Origin of the sequence: Anaerovibrio sp., from assembly GCF_024697385.1 — a bacterium.
Taxonomy (GTDB): Bacteria; Bacillota; Negativicutes; order Selenomonadales; family Selenomonadaceae; genus Anaerovibrio.
In genome coordinates, this window is the sequence record NZ_JAILFV010000058.1 from 1 (window position 1) to 16152 (window position 16152).

The 16152-nt window shown below is 42.4% G+C and carries 19 protein-coding genes and 1 other annotated feature; of the genes, 2 read left to right on the forward strand and 17 right to left on the reverse strand.

Features of this window, described 5'->3' with window-relative positions; genetic code table 11:
* Positions 1-14 precede the first annotated feature (14 nt).
* The 9 genes from K6C05_RS02880 to K6C05_RS02920 all read right to left on the reverse strand — a co-directional run bounded on the left by K6C05_RS02880 (position 15) and on the right by K6C05_RS02920 (position 7133).
* Positions 15-557 carry a ferritin family protein gene (locus tag K6C05_RS02880; protein WP_296731001.1) on the reverse strand — a complete coding sequence of 181 codons (543 nt, stop codon included), beginning with the start codon at positions 555-557 and terminating at the stop codon, positions 15-17.
* A gap of 65 nt (positions 558-622) precedes the next feature.
* Entirely contained in the window at positions 623-991 is a 369-nt protein-coding gene (locus tag K6C05_RS02885) for a hypothetical protein (protein WP_296731005.1), read from the reverse strand.
* Between the two features lie 56 nt (positions 992-1047).
* Entirely contained in the window at positions 1048-1536 is a 489-nt protein-coding gene (locus tag K6C05_RS02890) for an SH3 domain-containing protein (protein ID WP_296731011.1), read from the reverse strand.
* 261 nt (positions 1537-1797) lie between these two features.
* Entirely contained in the window at positions 1798-2688 is an 891-nt protein-coding gene (locus K6C05_RS02895; RefSeq protein ID WP_296731013.1) for a prephenate dehydrogenase/arogenate dehydrogenase family protein, read from the reverse strand.
* Between the two features lie 4 nt (positions 2689-2692).
* Positions 2693-3706: a 3-deoxy-7-phosphoheptulonate synthase gene (gene aroF / locus K6C05_RS02900; protein ID WP_296731015.1), complete on the reverse strand. Its 1014-nt coding sequence runs from the start codon at positions 3704-3706 to the stop codon at positions 2693-2695.
* Positions 3707-3901: 195 nt separating this feature from the next.
* Positions 3902-4128: a binding site (T-box leader), on the reverse strand.
* A 201-nt stretch (positions 4129-4329) separates the two neighbouring features.
* A complete protein-coding gene (locus tag K6C05_RS02905; protein WP_296731018.1) occupies positions 4330-4785 on the reverse strand; it encodes an N-acetyltransferase in 456 nt (151 codons plus the stop codon).
* A gap of 34 nt (positions 4786-4819) precedes the next feature.
* Positions 4820-5452 carry an endonuclease III gene (gene nth, locus K6C05_RS02910; protein WP_296731021.1) on the reverse strand — a complete coding sequence of 211 codons (633 nt, stop codon included), beginning with the start codon at positions 5450-5452 and terminating at the stop codon, positions 4820-4822.
* Between the two features lie 4 nt (positions 5453-5456).
* Positions 5457-6818 carry a PFL family protein gene (locus K6C05_RS02915; RefSeq protein WP_296731024.1) on the reverse strand — a complete coding sequence of 454 codons (1362 nt, stop codon included), beginning with the start codon at positions 6816-6818 and terminating at the stop codon, positions 5457-5459.
* Positions 6819-6863: 45 nt separating this feature from the next.
* The gene (locus K6C05_RS02920) at positions 6864-7133 is read right to left on the reverse strand and encodes an ACT domain-containing protein (RefSeq protein WP_296731025.1); all 270 of its coding nucleotides are present in this window, start codon (positions 7131-7133) and stop codon (positions 6864-6866) included.
* A 185-nt stretch (positions 7134-7318) separates the two neighbouring features.
* Between K6C05_RS02920 and K6C05_RS02925 the strand changes: the two genes are divergently transcribed.
* Together K6C05_RS02925 and K6C05_RS02930 are read left to right on the forward strand one after the other, a co-directional pair.
* Complete coding sequence (locus K6C05_RS02925; protein ID WP_296731028.1) at positions 7319-7513, forward strand: DUF896 domain-containing protein; 195 nt, start codon at positions 7319-7321, stop codon at positions 7511-7513.
* Between the two features lie 304 nt (positions 7514-7817).
* Positions 7818-9206: a pyruvate carboxylase subunit B gene (locus K6C05_RS02930; RefSeq protein ID WP_296731030.1), complete on the forward strand. Its 1389-nt coding sequence runs from the start codon at positions 7818-7820 to the stop codon at positions 9204-9206.
* A 311-nt stretch (positions 9207-9517) separates the two neighbouring features.
* Here the strand turns inward: K6C05_RS02930 and K6C05_RS02935 are convergent, their stop codons facing one another.
* The 8 genes from K6C05_RS02935 to mnmA all read right to left on the reverse strand — a co-directional run bounded on the left by K6C05_RS02935 (position 9518) and on the right by mnmA (position 16017).
* Positions 9518-9787 carry a late competence development ComFB family protein gene (locus tag K6C05_RS02935; protein WP_296731033.1) on the reverse strand — a complete coding sequence of 90 codons (270 nt, stop codon included), beginning with the start codon at positions 9785-9787 and terminating at the stop codon, positions 9518-9520.
* 210 nt (positions 9788-9997) lie between these two features.
* Positions 9998-10270 carry a late competence development ComFB family protein gene (locus K6C05_RS02940; RefSeq protein WP_296731034.1) on the reverse strand — a complete coding sequence of 91 codons (273 nt, stop codon included), beginning with the start codon at positions 10268-10270 and terminating at the stop codon, positions 9998-10000.
* 108 nt (positions 10271-10378) lie between these two features.
* Positions 10379-11122 carry an ABC transporter permease gene (locus tag K6C05_RS02945; protein WP_296731036.1) on the reverse strand — a complete coding sequence of 248 codons (744 nt, stop codon included), beginning with the start codon at positions 11120-11122 and terminating at the stop codon, positions 10379-10381.
* The gene (locus K6C05_RS02950) at positions 11110-11874 is read right to left on the reverse strand and encodes an ABC transporter ATP-binding protein (RefSeq protein ID WP_296731037.1); all 765 of its coding nucleotides are present in this window, start codon (positions 11872-11874) and stop codon (positions 11110-11112) included. The genes K6C05_RS02945 and K6C05_RS02950 overlap by 13 nt, the downstream gene beginning before the upstream one ends.
* Before the next feature lie 9 nt (positions 11875-11883).
* Positions 11884-12825, reverse strand: coding sequence for a MetQ/NlpA family ABC transporter substrate-binding protein (locus K6C05_RS02955; RefSeq protein ID WP_296731040.1), 942 nt, complete (start codon positions 12823-12825; stop codon positions 11884-11886).
* A 17-nt stretch (positions 12826-12842) separates the two neighbouring features.
* Positions 12843-13655 (reverse strand): hypothetical protein, encoded by an 813-nt coding sequence (locus K6C05_RS02960; RefSeq protein ID WP_296731042.1) that lies wholly within the window; start codon positions 13653-13655, stop codon positions 12843-12845.
* A gap of 66 nt (positions 13656-13721) precedes the next feature.
* Positions 13722-14774 (reverse strand): DUF2939 domain-containing protein, encoded by a 1053-nt coding sequence (locus K6C05_RS02965; RefSeq protein WP_296731045.1) that lies wholly within the window; start codon positions 14772-14774, stop codon positions 13722-13724.
* Positions 14775-14934: 160 nt separating this feature from the next.
* Entirely contained in the window at positions 14935-16017 is a 1083-nt protein-coding gene (gene mnmA, locus K6C05_RS02970; protein WP_296731046.1) for a tRNA 2-thiouridine(34) synthase MnmA, read from the reverse strand.
* Positions 16018-16152 lie beyond the last annotated feature (135 nt).

A 16152-nucleotide genomic window follows, 5' to 3' on the forward strand; every position in this document is an offset into this window, starting at 1 on the left:
CATCTTACACCGAGTTATTTTTTCTTAAAAATAGTTTTAGGCTGTCCGCACAATGGACAAGTATAATCATCAGGCTCCTTGTTTATATCCCCAATGTATTCGTAGCCACAAACAGGACATACATAAACAGTAGCACCAGCAGGTATCTGGGTATCAGGTCCATATTTATCGAGAATTTCTTTCAGGACGGCACCATGATGACCTTCCTCTTTGGCAAAAATCTCCATCTCATCTGCTGCTTCCGTAAGACCTGCTTCACGGAATTTAGCTGCCATAGCACTAACTTTCTGCTCGCCACTTTCTTCAGCTTGTTGTAATGTACGGGCCAAGCTCCAAAAATCCTGTGGATATTTTCCATTCAATATGGCATAAAAACCAGCATGAACAGCTTCCTGATTAGCAGAGGCAATAAATTTTTCTGCCACCTCATCCATACCCTGTTCCTTCGCCAGGCGGGCCAAAGCATAATACATCATTGTTCCATTGGCTTCCGCCTGCATGGCACCCTGTACCAATTTTTCCAGCTCTGTTCCCTTAGTTAAGCCAAAAATACTCATAAATCCTCCTTAAATTCACACACAGAGTATCTATACGGATAATGGGGGGGACATATTTAAACCAATTAAATCATTTCTATACTTGAAGAACCACCAGGTCTTATTGTAAGAGAATAAATCCTATAAAGATCGAGACCAATCCAGTAGCCTTCCTCACCATTATCATAGACTACCTTTACATCCCAATACTGCACATTATCCCTTGGATCAAAATCCAGGAATATTTCCTGCCCTGGACGGAGCACATTGTTACCAAGCTCATCCTGATAAATCCAGTCAGAACACTGGGTAGGACTAAGATAAATATAGGAAATTGTACGCCCTGTACCATTAACAAGGGTAAAATCCTGGCTGCCGGCAGAAGCAGTTCCGGAAGCAGCCATAAGCATTATAACAGCAACCAATAATAATTTTATTGAACGAAGATATCTCATATTTCCTCCTAGATAAAAAAGAATATACATTTAATTGAAAATCAGGGTCATTATGTTTACTCCAAATAATCTGCCAGGGCATATCCCAGTTGACCATTATAATAAACATAACAGAATCCATTAGCGGCATTTTTTACAAATCTGACATTTTCCCCCAACGGTATGCAGGCTATTGCCTGGGAATCTACTGAAGGCTCAGCCCTAAGACTAATCCACTCCTTACAGTTTGTCACGCGATAAAAGGTCCAATGTGGTGTCAGGTATTGATACAGTGCATAGCCTGACTTATCCATATAGCGAACATGGGCAAATACCTTATCCTTATAACATGGATCATTGTCATCAATTATGGTGACTACATCCCCCAGAGGTATACGGGTGATGGCGTTTGAATCAACGCTGGCTGATGAAAACAGGCTAATCCATTCATTGCAGTCTGTAACATATAATCCACCCTCGGTATTGGTCCCTTGGGTAGCAGCTTCAGAAACAGGCATCATGGTCAGCCCCAGGAGCAACAACCCCAAACAAAAAAACTTTTTCAAGAAAATCATCTCCTTACACATGATATTACATGGAACTAATTCAGTGGAAGGGTGCTCTACCGCTGAATTCTGATCAAATTTACCTGTTTTGTCACCGAATATTATCTCCCCACTTGCCTGGTAAACAAACAACACCCGCTAACATAAGATAAATTACCATGTTGATATTTTCTATACAAAATTAAAGTTTCCTGCTATATCCCATTTATTTATAACAAAAAAGCTATGACCGTAACAACGGCCATAGCTAAAAACAGGCTATCAGATTAATTCGTACATATCCTTTGTCTTTTCCAGAATGCTGTCCCTGCTTTTTTTGGACTCAGCAAAAAAATCATGTACAGCCTGCCTGTCTCCACTTTCAATAGCTACTACAACCTCAGCCAAAATCCCCTGCAGCAGTTTCAGGTGATTGGTAATAGCCTCTTTATTGGTCATACAAATATCAGCCCACATATCTGCATTTGAGGAAGCAATGCGGGTGGTATCCTTGAAGCCACCACCAGCCAGCTTAAGGCAGGCATCCTTGTCGCCATGGCTGCGGTTCAACAGGGTTACAAGACTTGCAGCTGTAACATGAGGAATATGACTTATCACGGAAGCACAACGGTCATGCTTGGCAATATCCAAGGTAGTGAGATTAGCACCGGTAAGCTTTATAAGCTCACAAATCTTGTCATGGGCTTCCTTTGGAGCCCCGGTATCCTCCACTATGACATAGCATTTATTCTTGAAAAGGTCCTTGCTGGCAGCAGATACACCACTCATTTCACGCCCGGTCATGGGATGTCCGGCTATATAGTAGATATCCTTTGGCAAAAGCTCCTTTATACTGTTCCAGATAAACTGCTTGGTACTGCCGGCATCTGTAATAATGGCCCCCTTCTTCAGGAAAGGCAGCATCTTTTCCACCATAGGTATCATCTGCAGCACCGGCGTGCTCAAAAAGACAATATCCGCATCCTTCACTGTTTCCCTTATATCGCCGGAGGCGAAATCAACGGCTCCCAGTTCAACGGCCTTGTCCATTGATTTCTGGGTACGACATTGACCAGTAATATATATATCATCACCCAATTTATCCTTTAAGGATAAGCCAAGGGAACCGCCAATAAGACCTACACCAATGATGGCGAGATTCAGTCTGGCCATATTATTACTCTCCTCTCAATATCTGGGATAACCTCTTAATTTCATCCATTACATCGTTAAATTCTGCTGGAGTAAGGGATTGATCGCCATCACAAAGGGCTACCTCAGGGTGCGGATGCACCTCTATAATAAGGCCATCTGCCCCGGCGGCAATAGCTGCCTTGGCCATCGGTCTGACCATACTGCGTCGGCCGGTACCATGACTAGGATCCACAATAACCGGCAGATGAGACAGTTCTTTTACAGCAACCACTGCACTCAAATCCAGAGTATTTCTGGTATAAGTTTCATATGTCCTTATTCCACGCTCACAGAAAATTACATCATCACAACCGGAGCTCATTACATACTCTGCAGCATTCAGCCACTCCTTTATGGTTGCACTCAGACCACGCTTGAGAAGTACAGGTCTTCCGGATCTCCCAACTTCCTTGAGCAACTGGAAATTCTGCATATTTCTGGCTCCTATCTGAAGAATATCAGCATATTCAGCAACCTCTTCCACAGTGCGCTGGTCCAAAACCTCGGTAACCACCTTAAGATTAAAGCTGTCTGCAGCTTCACGGAGCATTTTTAAACCATCAAGGGCCATTCCCTGGAAATCATATGGTGAGGTCCGTGGCTTAAAAGCACCTCCCCGAAGGAACTGTGCACCACCCTCAGACACTGCCTTGGCTGATTCCATCAGCTGTTCCATACTCTCAACAGCACAAGGGCCTGCCATTACAACAGGATTTGGTCCACCGATTTTGATACCATCAATATCTATTATGGAATCCTCACCCTTGAATTCACGGCTTACAAGCTTGTATTTTTCAGTTATGCGCATGGTTTTTTCCACGCCTGGCAAACAGCAGTGCATTTCCAGATTGCTGATGGCCTTCTTATCCCCTATTACTCCCACTATAGTACGGGAAGTACCGGTAGACAGATGGTATTCCAGCCCCTCAGATTTAATCTTGATTTTAACCTTTTCCAGATCAGCTGCTGTAGAATTTGGTGACATTACAATAATCATGATAATTAACCTCCTGCAAAAAAATAGAAATATGCGTCAGGTTCGAAGAAAAGGCACCTGCTGCTTATCCGATGTGAATGGGTACCTGGATTAAATGATAAAAATCAGAAAAGCCACCCATGAATAATTCTCATTCCGTTTCGGAAAAATATAGCCGGATGACCGCTTTCATAAAAACAAAAAAGCCCGTCCCACAACAGGGACGAGCTCATACTCGCGGTACCACCCTGCTTGCCTCAGCAAGCCACTCTCTTCAGGTACTAACATACCCTAGTCTAAGATAACGGAGACTTCCGGCACAACCTACTATAATTCAGTCTGCAGCTCACGAGTGTATTTCTCCGACTTCACATACTGCGTTGCACCTTACCGCAGCTCTCTGTAATGCCCCATCGGGTACTTCTCTCGATCAATGCCTTTATAATATGAACATACTTTACACTTGATGGAACTCATTATAGCAATTCAACAAATAAGTGTCAAGCAGATTATAACTTCATTGTTCAAATTTTTCTTCCCTGAGAATAAAACTCTCCTATCAGTGATTAATCAAAGGACACCTTTTTACAGAACAACCGGAATGAGAAACACTTCACCATGTGGTAAACATTTCAACTGCCGTCTTATTCATTGTAAAGCATGGCAATTTCATTACAATCAGGAAATTTAGGACAATCAATACATTCCTTCCAGATCTTATGCGGAAGCTCATTCTTGCTGATAACCCTGAACCCGCATTTCTCAAAAAATTTATCCTGGTATGTCAGGGTAAAAACCTGGTTAATACCTAATTCCTTTCCCTCAGCAATCAATTCACGCACAATTTCCCTGCCAATTCCCTTTTTGCTGTGGGCAGTATCAACAGCCAAAGAGCGAATCTCACCCATATTCTCCCAGGTGACATGCAAGCCACCAACACCGATTACTTCGGCATTTTCATCCACGGCTACAATCATATCACGCAAAGATTCATAAAGAGCATTCCGTGAGCGTGCCAGCATCAGCCCTTCCTCGGCGTAATGATTAACCAATTTATAAATTGCTTCTATATCAACAAATTTTGCTTTACGATAAATCAACTAACTCACTCCAAAATCATCTACTATGGGAAAATCAAACTTCCCTGCTGGGGCACAATCCATTTAATGGACATTGACCACATAGTGGGTTTCGGGAACGGCAGACACGCCTCCCGTGCCAAATCAGCCAATGATGCGCCGCTGACCACTTATCCTTTGGAATAGCTGCCATAAGGCCTTCCTCTACCTTTAGCGGGGTATCTCCCTTGGCCAGACCCAGACGGTTTGAAACACGAAATACATGGGTATCAACTGCTATAGCAGGTCTGTTGAAGGCTATACTGCAAACTACATTGGCAGTTTTTCGTCCGACTCCCGGAAGGGACAGCAAGGTATCATAATCCTCCGGAACAGTACCATTAAATTCATCCACCAGCATCCTGCAGGTAGCCATGATGTTTTTGGCCTTGTTGCGAAACAGACCGCAATCCCTGATTTCGTTTTCCAATTCCGCTATTCCCATGTCCACAATGGCCTGTGGATCCGGAGCCTTGGCAAACAAGCGGGCAGTAGTGATATTTACCCGCTTGTCAGTGCATTGAGCCGATAGAATAACTGCTATCAACAGCTCAAAGGGATTTTTGAATATAAGGGCCGGCTTGGTATCCTTATATACCTCACCCAATATTTTTATCTGTTCTGCCTTGATTTTCTTTGTAATTCTCATAATATTAATTAGTCAGACTGCGCAGTGGAGCCGGAATGCGTCCGCCTCTGGCAATAAAGGCCTCAGAACTCCACTTGCTGCGAACAGGAACAATTGGACACATTCCCAACAGCCCACCGAATTCAACACTGTCACCGACTTTTTTACCCGGAACAGGAATAACACGGACAGCTGTAGTCTTGTTGTTTATCATACCAATGGCTGCTTCATCAGCAATGATACCGGAAATAGTTGCTGCAGTAGTATCCCCTTCCACTGCAATCATATCCAGACCTACTGAACATACACAGGTCATTGCTTCAAGTTTTTCAATTGAAAGAGAACCGCACTCTATGGCATCAATCATACCCTGGTCTTCACTGACAGGAATAAATGCACCGGAGAGACCGCCCACATGAGAGGAAGCCATGAGTCCGCCCTTCTTGACGGCATCATTGAGCAGTGCCAGAGCAGCCGTAGTACCTGGTGCACCACAGCTCTCAAGGCCCATTTCCTCCAATACATTGGCAACGGAATCACCCACAGCAGGGGTTGGTGCCAGGGAAAGATCGATTATACCAAAAGGCACCCCCAAGCGGCGTGAAGCCTCCCTGGCTACCAGCTGTCCTACACGGGTAATCTTAAAGGCAGTCTTCTTGATTGTTTCTGCCACCTCTGTAAAATCAGCACCCTTAAGGTCTTCAAGGGCATGCTTTACTACTCCCGGTCCACTGACACCGACACTGACAACCTTTTCTGCCTCACTGACCCCATGAAAAGCACCAGCCATAAAAGGATTATCCCCAGGAGCATTACAGAATACTACCAGTTTGGCACAGCCTATTGCATCACGGTCCCTGGTAAGCTCCGCAGTGCGCTTGATTACTTCACCCATCTGGCGGACACAATCCATATTAACACCAGCCTTGGTAGAACCAAGATTTACCGATGAACATACCACATCCGTGGTGGCCAATGCCTGCGGTATTGAATCTATAAGTATCTTATCCCCGTTGGTAAAGCCCTTTTCCACCAAAGCAGAAAAACCGCCGATGAAATTTACGCCAACCTCCTTGGCTGCCTTATCGAGTATCTCTGCCACCGGAACATAGGAATCTGTCTCACAGGCTTCTGCCGCAATGGCAATAGGGGTAACGGAAATTCTCTTGTGAATAATCGGTATCCCGTATTGTGCTTCAATATCCTCACCTGTTTTTACCAGAAACTCAGCACTCTTGGTAATCTTATCATAGACATTTTTACAGAACTGATTTATGTTGGGATGAGCACAGTCACGAAGTGATATCCCCATGGTAATTGTACGGACATCCAGCTTGTTCTCCGTAATCATCCGGTTTGTTTCCAATATATTGTCAAATGTAATCACTGAACAGACCTCCACAATAATCTTGATGAATAATATACATAAAAATTAAATATTATGCATAATATTAAAAATTTCCTGATTCTGGACCTTTATTTCCAGATTCATCTCCTGCCCTTTTTCCTTAAGGCATTTTTGGATTTCTGCCAATTTTACAGTATTATCGGTTAATTCAGCCATCATGACCATATTAAAAAAACCATCTACTATATTCTGGTTTACACTGGTGATATTTACCTTCATTTCAGAAAGAATACCACTGACGCTGGCAATAATTCCCACCTGGTCTTTTCCAAAGATAGTTACTACTAATTTCATGATGCAATTCTCTCCCTTTATCCGATTAAAATTACTGCCTTCCTGCAGTATTTAGTAATTATACCACACAACGCATAAATATTTAATAAAAATATAATTCCATTGTTCAAATTTTCTTCTGTTGTAGGCAAAATTAAATTTTTTCTATATAATAGCATAGTGAAACAATATTATATGGAGGCTTTATGATTACAAAAGAATTAATAAATGAAATAAACCTTTTGGCAAAAAAACAAAGGTCTGAAGGACTGACTCCCGAAGAAGCTGAAAGACAAAAAGACCTTCGCCAGGCATATATTGCTAGCTTTAGGGAAAACATGAAATCAATCCTCGATAATATAGAGATTGTTGACGAGCTTCCCAAAAACAGACAAAACTGATCTACTCCCCAAGACCGTCTGCTCCACCATCAATGGATTTCATTCGGATTCAACCGACATATGACGACACTTTTTCACCAGTCCCCTGATTATTTACCCCATATTTTTTATTAGTGTAACATCTCAAAAACATGAATAAATGAAAAAAGTAAACAAATATCGGAGAAACTCTTAAAATACCTTGTATACATGCCATAGTTCCATTGACAAAATTTATCATACAATTTATACTTGAACTAGAGATTGCTTATAAGGGAATAAGCAGGTAAATCGGGGAATTAAATATTTAAGGAGATGTTCCGGTATGTCATGTTTAAGTAATGTTGCAGGTGGTCCAGTAAAAATTACTGAAACCGTTCTTCGTGATGCTCATCAGTCGCTGTTGGCGACCAGAATGCGTATTGGTCAGATGCTTCCTCAGTTAGAGGCACTGGACAATATTGGTTATAATGCTCTTGAAGCATGGGGTGGTGCTACATATGACAGCTGTCTTCGTTTTTTGGATGAAGACCCATGGGAGCGCCTTGATACACTTAAGGCTCACTTAAAGACCCCTATTCAGATGTTGCTTCGTGGTCAGAACCTCTTAGGTTATAACCATTATTCCGATGATGTTGTTCGTGCTTTTGTTAACAAGGCTTCCGAACATGGTGTAGGTGTATTCCGTATTTTTGATGCACTGAATGATGTAACGAATCTTCGCACTGCTATTGATGCTGCCCTAAAAGCAAAGGAGCATCCACATGTACAGGGCTGTCTCGTTTATACCATCAGTCCATTCCATACCAATCAGACCTTCGTTGATTTGGCTATCAAACTCCGCGAAATGGGTGTTCATTCCATTTGTATCAAGGATATGTCCGGTCTTTTGAAGCCTTATGTTGCTGAAGATCTGGTAAAGAAGCTGAAGGATCAGGTTGGTCTGCCAATCGAGCTTCATACCCATTACACTTCCGGTTTTGGTTCCATGACCTACTTAAAGGCTATAGAAGCTGGTGTTGATATCATCGACTGTGCTCTGTCACCTCTCGCAAATGATACTTCTCAGCCTTGTACTGAAACCATGGTAGCTACCCTCGAGGGTACTGCCCGTGATACTAAGCTCGACCGTCAGGCTATGGAGCCTATTGCTAAGCACTTCCTGGGTGTAAAGAAAGAAATCATGAAGGAATTCAACCTTCCTGGATACTTTGATGTAAATCCAAAAGTATTGGATTTCCAGATTCCTGGTGGTATGCTTTCCAATATGGTTAACCAGCTGAAGGAAATGGGCGCTGCTGATAAATATCAGGAATTGTTGGATGAAATGCCTAGAGTTCGTGAAGATCTTGGTTTCCCTCCATTGGTTACCCCATCTTCCCAGATTGTTGGTACAATGGCTACAATGAATGTTATCATGCAGGCTAGTGGTCAGCCTCGTTATACAATGGTTCCAAATGAGGTTAAGGATTTGGCTCGTGGTAAGTTCGGTAAGACTCCAAAGCCTGTTAAGCCTGAAGTACTTAAGGCTATGAAGATTAAGCCTGAAGACATGATTACCGACTGTGCAGTAGCTGATGCTAAAGAGCCAAAGGTTGCAGACTTTAAGGCACAGCTTGCAGAAGCAGGTTATCCAAACGCTTCCGATGAGGATATTCTCTCCTATGCCCTGTTCCCACAGGTTGCTCTGGAATTCTTCAGGAAGCATAGATAATTATTTCAAACAAAATAAAGACCATCGCTTCGGCGATGGTCTTTTTGATTGTCAGCAAAACACATGTATTCAGCCAACCTTCCTAAAAATTCGAGCGTTATCTCTGTCTAAAATGTACAACCTAAAACAGACAATGAAGTGACTATAACAGTCACCAAACACCCAACCAACTTTATACCTTTACCCATTTCTAAAACCATCCTGCCTTAATGACAGAATCACATCAGATGTCATGGATAAACCAGACCATAACATGCAGCAATAAGCTTGTCTGCATAAATGAGTCTGACTTTACTTACACCACGGATTTATCAGTGATGCGGATTTGATGTTACCAAAGCAGCAGCAGACCTTGCACAGCATAAAAACTCCACTTGTTTACCTGTGTCGAAGGCTTGCATCATACTTAAAGCCTCACCCTTGCTTGTACTCACATACATGGGGCGCAGTCTGTTAAGAACCAGGGCTTTGATATCGGCCCTGCACTGCTCACACCGGCAAACATTTGGAATTTCATCAAGGACATGCTCCAAATTCATTTCAACATAGGTTTCCATTACATTTTTAACATCTACTAACACTTTGCTCACCCTTCCTTTACATTAAACTTAAAAACGCTCTGTATAAATTTAATATGTGATATATGATAATTCATACACCAATGCAAAGTTTTATTAATGATAAAAACATAACTACCTAAAAATAGGTAACAGCATTACAAAGCTATTGTTCAAAATTTGCCTCAGGCAAAAAGCTTCAAATCTGCTTCATAACGAATTGTAATAAAAAAGTTAATCATGATGGGGGTTATTTCTGACCTTTTCAACAGCTTCATTGACACAGCATAAAAACTCAACCCTTTTGTGTGGATCAAGAACCTGCAGCTTGCCTATAACCTCACCCATATGGGTACTAACATACATCGGTTTCATCTTGTTGAGCACAATTGCCTTGATATCTGCTATGCATTTTTCACATCTGCAGACATCATGCATACTATTAAGTGCCGAATCCAAATTAGTATCCACAATAATTTCCATAACATTTTTTACATCAGAAGACACTGGAATCCTTCCTTTCGGTTGTCTTATTCTACCAAATATATATAATACATATCAACGATAAAAAATTTTAGCTATTACCTTGACATCCCTGAAGGCAATATTAAAAGACTATTTATACTGCCAATCACAGGCATATTTTTCAATTAAATCTATAGTGGTAAACAAAACCAGTCCCAACAGACTTAAAACAACAATACCGGAATACATTTCCAGATAATTGACCCGCAACCAGGCATCCATGATAAAATATCCCATTCCATACTGGGTTCCAAATGTCTCGGTAAAAAAAAGAACCGATATTGCTGTAGCCAACGCAACCCTGATGGCAGTAATGAATTTTGGCAAAGATGCCGGCCAAAGGACCTCAAAGAATATATCCTTGAAAGAAGCTCCCAAGGAATACAGAGGATAAAATGTCTCTGTAGGTATTGCCCTTATGCCATCCCGGACAGCCACCACAACCTGAAACACTATTATAAGAAAAATCATCAATACCTTGGATATCTCCCCTACCCCAAACAAAAGCATAAGAATAGGCAACAGGGCTATTTTCGGTATAGGATATGTCAAATACACGATTGGCGCCAGCAGTCTATCAGTCTGGGGGAAATAGCCCATAAGCACCCCCAATGGTAATCCTACAGCCACAGCTAATGCCAATCCTGCCATAATTCGCCATAAACTGTATATACCATGGATAGCAATGTATTGCATAAAGATATCAGCCAGATTATCCACCACAAGCACAGGTGAAGGAATAATAGGCAAATCAACAATCTGGGATACTACAAACCATATGAATGTCAATATTACAGCTGCCAGCAGATACCACGCACCAACTAGTTTTCCCATGCCTGATTCCAATCCTTCTTAATAACATTCTTGAGTTTAAGACTCATGGCAAAAAATTCAGGATCCTGCCTGATATCCTTGCCACCAAACAGTGGATTATCAATGATTTTACTGATGTTTCCTGTATTGGCTGACAAAACAGCAATCTTCTGTCCCAAATACAGGGCCTCCTCCACATAATGAGTGACAAAAATGGTAGATACATTGAATTTACGCCATAATCTCAGAAAAATATCCTGCATTTCCTCTCTGGTAATGGCATCCAGTGCAGAAAAAGGTTCGTCCATCAAAAGAACATCCGGCTGAAGAGCAAACACCCTTGCCAGGGCCACACGCTGTTGTTGGCCGCCACTCAGCTCATTAGGGTAGCGATGCCCCAGTCCCTCAATGCCCAATTGGCGCATCAGCTTTTTCAGAACATTGCGGTCCAAAAGCTCAGGATCACGCTTTATTTTCATGCCAAGACGAATATTATCATAGACGGTCCGCCATGGTAACAGCCCATAATTTTGTGGCATAAAACCTATTGTCTGTTTTTTTGGATTCACGTCTTCCCCGGAAATCTGTACCGAACCCTCAAAATCGGGAATCAGGCCTGCAACCACCTTCAACAGCGTAGATTTACCGCATCCCGACGGGCCAATAACAGCCAATGTTCCTCCATCCGGTATGACCAGGGAAATCCCTGACAGTGCCGTATACACATCACTGTCAGATTTATATTTTACAGATAAGTTTTCAATACTGATCATAGCTCATTATCAATTAAACAAATCCACTACAACATCCTTATACGAATATTCCTGCTTAATAAGCCCCTTGGTATGCATCCACTTCATGCAATCAGCCACATCCTTTTCAGAAGGGAGACCTGCCTCATGGTAAACAGGTAACTTTAAGGCAGTTTTGGCGATTTCCGGAAACCCGCTCTTCTGGATAATCAAATCAATATATTCATCCTGAGGGTGCTCATTTAAATATTTCACGGCCTTATTATAGGCCCTGTAAAACGCCTTAATTTCATTTTGCTTGTCCTTCAGGGATTTACTGGTAAACATCATCACCCCCGGGTTAATGCCAAGCTGCTCAGAATCAGTAACAAAATGACAACCATTGGCAACAGCTATGCTGCCCATAGGCTCTGGCAAGGTAGCCGCAGCCAGCTTACCATTCTGAAGCATTTCAAGTCTGGTAGGAATTTGCGGAATAACAACTTTGTTAATGCTGTCCTCCTTCATACTGTTTGATACAGTAATCTGGTCAGTAACATATTCAATAATGGTATTTTTTGATACTGCTACGTCCTTGCCCACAAGCTCCTTTGGAGTATTGATATTTTCAGATTTACCGGCAATCAGCTTATAATTTCCGGCAGTAAAGGATGTGGCATTCACATCAAATCCACCACTTTTGGCAAAGGCTACAGCCAGAAGATCAGAAATAGCACCGTCAAGGTTACCACTTTGAAGTGCTGCATCCCTATCCATGGCACTCTTGAATTGCTGGACCTCAACCTGCAGGCCCTCCTCAGAAAAATAGCCTTTTTCCTGAGCGATTATAATCGGAACGGAATCAATATCCGGCATAACCCCCAATTTCAATGACTGCATATCGCCTTTCGCCTGTTTACCGGAACAGCCGGCCACCAACATAGTCAGCAGGCAGAGCAGTGAAATCAAAAGCAATAAATATTTTTTCAACATTCCTTCCCCCTAAAAAATTATTTAAGCAGCCCCTGTATGACATCAAAGCCCTTACCTACATAATGGATAATGCCATCAATCAGTCCCTTGTTGTCATTATAGACCTTTTCAGCATTCTCTTTTGTTTCCAGGGCCTTCCGACGGAATTTTTCCAGTTCATCCAGCTGTCTGTTGACCTCATCATAGGCCGCCTTGGCCTCATTTATGGATTGATTGATTTCAGCCAGCTTTTCCGTAGCTGTTTTTTCCTGTTGGGCCAAGGTCTGGGCATCTTTCTTTTCCTGTGCCTCCTTGCCGGTTACCTGATCGATAACCTTGGTAACACCGGATTTGTCTTTTTGGGTCTTTTCCAGCTGTTCATTCTTGCCCTTTATGGTATCAGCCTCAGACTGCGCTTTCTTCTGCAGTTCCTCCAGCTCCCTAATCCTGCTGTCCAGCACACTCTTACGCTGATTCAGGCTCTGCTTCTGTTCATCAGCCGCCTTGGCATTATTTTCAGACTGGGCCTGCTGCATCTTGAAATCAGCATCCTTATTGTTTTTATCGCTTACATAACCAGAAATGAACATTCCCATCAATAAGGCAAAGATAAAAGCCACAACAAAATAAAATACAGTTTTTCCCTTTCCCTTTTTAGGAGGGCGGGGAGGAACACCGGCCGGCTGCTGATAATCATTCCCCATATTTCCGGGCTGATGCCTGTTGCCATTATTGACATTGACAGGATCCAACTGCCTTACCTTACTGTGATTTAATATTTGCGTATCCTGATTGGCCATTTCGTCAACTAAATGCGGCAATGGCTGTGTTTTATCTAAATCGTTATTCATTTAATCATCCTTATTTGCTATTATCCGAAAAGCTATTGAAACAATGATGCCGGAGCTATCATTTCCTTATTTCTGTATATGATAGTTCACCTGTCTTGTAAGAAGCTCCGCTTCCTTTTCCAGGGTTTTTGCCTGTTTCAGTGAAGAAGTCGCACCTCTCAAGGTGGCTGCATTTTTATCATCCATCCACTTGGCATAGTCGGTAGCATAATCTATATGCAAATCACATATCTTTAGTCTGAGGCGATGCAATGTCCCTGCCGCAGCAGGTACCTTTAATTCCTCCAGGTCCTCGCGTCTGGATTTCCATTCAGGAGCCAATCCTGACTGCATAATATCCTTAAGCTCCTGCCTGGTTGCATTGCTTCCCAACGAACCTTTTGCCAATGTTTCAGTGACCTTCTCCTCTATTTTAGCTGCCTTCTCGTCATGCTTGGACATAATCTCAGCAGACTGGTCCAGATAAGTCTTGACTCTTTGACGCCTTAAGTTATTTACAAGACCTATAAAAGCCTTAAGATTGGTGACTTCATATACCTGCCATCTGCCGGATTCCGTTTTTACAAGCTCAATATCAAAGGTGTATTCCTCGCCGGCCTCTTTCTGGAACATTTTTACCTTGGCCACGGCAGTCCCATTTGCATCATCCACTGCCACACTTTCAAGATTACGGAAAACCAATGCACTGATCCCTGACCTGCCTACAACTAAATCTGCATCAATAGGCATATTTCCATCCTTGGAATCAGTATTATACCATTCACCATATTCCACATAATTGTCGACAGCCAACTGCAGACTCATTATTATCGGTGTCTTGAACATCCTGGTAAAACTGCTCACGGCCTCCTTTGTATCACCTACAGCAGGTATATTGGCATCCACCAGACCATCCAGCATATCATCGCTGGCTGAATCCAAAAAATGTTCAAAATCCACATATTTGTGAAGTTTATCCTTATCATGATTTTCAATGGCTTCCTGAACCATTTTTAATGTATACTCCGGCGTATTAGTATAATATACTGCATACCACCATATCCCACCAACAGCTGCAACAAGCAATATCACAAGGGCGGCCAACAATCTGTATTTTACAGAGCGTACAAAGCTGCTCATATTAACACTTCCTCTCCAGGAACCCAAACACCGTTGAGTCTGAATAAAAAATATACCCAATCATATAATATTTCTTCAAAAGCCGGGAAGATTCCCCTGAACTCAAATCGCTTTTTCAATTATTTTACAGGTGTAATATACAAGTTCAAGGACTGTCCGATCAAACAACACCTTTGATAATTCCTCCGCCGATTACCTGCTCACCGTCATAAAACACCACTGACTGACCGGGAGTAACAGCCCGTTGCGGCCTGTCAAAATCCACTCTTACACGACCATCATTCAACGGGGTAACAATGCCCTGACCTTCCCTGGAACCATAACGGATACGGGCATTTACATGAATTGGTTCGGTCAACCGGTCAAAAGCAAGCCAGTTCATATCCTCAGCAATAAGACTGTCTGCAAACACATCCTTGTTGCCGCTCACCACCACCTGGTTTTTGCCAACATCCAGCTTCACCACATACAAAGGCTCTGAATAGGCTATCCCCAAGCCCTTACGCTGGCCTATGGTGTATAATGGTACTCCCTGATGCCTACCTAGGACATTTCCCTTTAAATCCACAATATCTCCTGGTATCAGGCATTCCGGCTTGCAATGCTTCAGCATTGCCTTATAGTCGTCATCAGGGACAAAACAAATCTCCTGGCTCTCAGTCTTTTCGGCCACGACCAAACCATATTCCTTTGCCAGTTGACGCGTCATGACCTTGGTATAATTCCCTAATGGCATCATTATGTATTTGAGAAGCTCCCTGTTTATTCTATAAAGCACATAGGACTGATCTTTGTGCTTATCCATTCCCATAAAAATACCGTATTCTCCCTGAGGCTTCTGCAGAATTCGGGCATAATGCCCGGTAGCCAGATAATCCGCACCAAAGTCCCTTGCCCAATCCAGCAGCTCACCAAATTTAATCTGCGGATTGCAAACAACACACGGATTTGGTGTGCGCCCGGCTGCATATTCATCAAGAAAATATTTTACCACTTTCTCTTTGAATATATCACGAAAATCTGCAACATAATGTGGTATTCCAAGTTGCTCAGCCACTTTTTTCGCATCACTGACGCTGCCAAGTTTACAGGCATCCTCATTTGCATCCAATGAAAAATCCCTGCCTTCATCACTAAGGCGCATTGTTACACCGATAACATCATAACCATCCTTTTTCAGCAAATAAGCAGTCAAAGAACTGTCCACGCCGCCGCTCATGGCCACAGCAACCTTTCCCTTCATACTAACCTCCCAAACACTACAATCACTATATATTATACCGCCATTGTTAAAAATTTACCACAGTAAAAGGTCCTTTTCCCTTTAAATACCTTTATTCTTTTAACCTTTTTTGTTAAAATTTTCAGAGAATATTTT

What these genes read in the sequence shown, in the direction of transcription:
- K6C05_RS02950 (WP_296731037.1), bottom strand. Translation starts at nt 11,874, where the DNA reads ATGATCAGTATTGAAAACTTATCTGTAAAATATAAATCTGACAGTGAT.
- K6C05_RS02960 (WP_296731042.1), bottom strand. Translation starts at nt 13,655, where the DNA reads ATGAATAACGATTTAGATAAAACACAGCCATTGCCGCATTTAGTTGAC.
- K6C05_RS02925 (WP_296731028.1), top strand. Translation starts at nt 7,319, where the DNA reads ATGATTACAAAAGAATTAATAAATGAAATAAACCTTTTGGCAAAAAAA.
- nth (WP_296731021.1), bottom strand. Translation starts at nt 5,452, where the DNA reads ATGAGAATTACAAAGAAAATCAAGGCAGAACAGATAAAAATATTGGGT.
- K6C05_RS02885 (WP_296731005.1), bottom strand. Translation starts at nt 991, where the DNA reads ATGAGATATCTTCGTTCAATAAAATTATTATTGGTTGCTGTTATAATG.
- aroF (WP_296731015.1), bottom strand. Translation starts at nt 3,706, where the DNA reads ATGATTATTGTAATGTCACCAAATTCTACAGCAGCTGATCTGGAAAAG.
- K6C05_RS02930 (WP_296731030.1), top strand. Translation starts at nt 7,818, where the DNA reads ATGTCATGTTTAAGTAATGTTGCAGGTGGTCCAGTAAAAATTACTGAA.
- K6C05_RS02955 (WP_296731040.1), bottom strand. Translation starts at nt 12,825, where the DNA reads ATGTTGAAAAAATATTTATTGCTTTTGATTTCACTGCTCTGCCTGCTG.
- K6C05_RS02920 (WP_296731025.1), bottom strand. Translation starts at nt 7,133, where the DNA reads ATGAAATTAGTAGTAACTATCTTTGGAAAAGACCAGGTGGGAATTATT.
- K6C05_RS02880 (WP_296731001.1), bottom strand. Translation starts at nt 557, where the DNA reads ATGAGTATTTTTGGCTTAACTAAGGGAACAGAGCTGGAAAAATTGGTA.
- mnmA (WP_296731046.1), bottom strand. Translation starts at nt 16,017, where the DNA reads ATGAAGGGAAAGGTTGCTGTGGCCATGAGCGGCGGCGTGGACAGTTCT.
- K6C05_RS02965 (WP_296731045.1), bottom strand. Translation starts at nt 14,774, where the DNA reads ATGAGCAGCTTTGTACGCTCTGTAAAATACAGATTGTTGGCCGCCCTT.
- K6C05_RS02895 (WP_296731013.1), bottom strand. Translation starts at nt 2,688, where the DNA reads ATGGCCAGACTGAATCTCGCCATCATTGGTGTAGGTCTTATTGGCGGT.
- K6C05_RS02945 (WP_296731036.1), bottom strand. Translation starts at nt 11,122, where the DNA reads ATGGGAAAACTAGTTGGTGCGTGGTATCTGCTGGCAGCTGTAATATTG.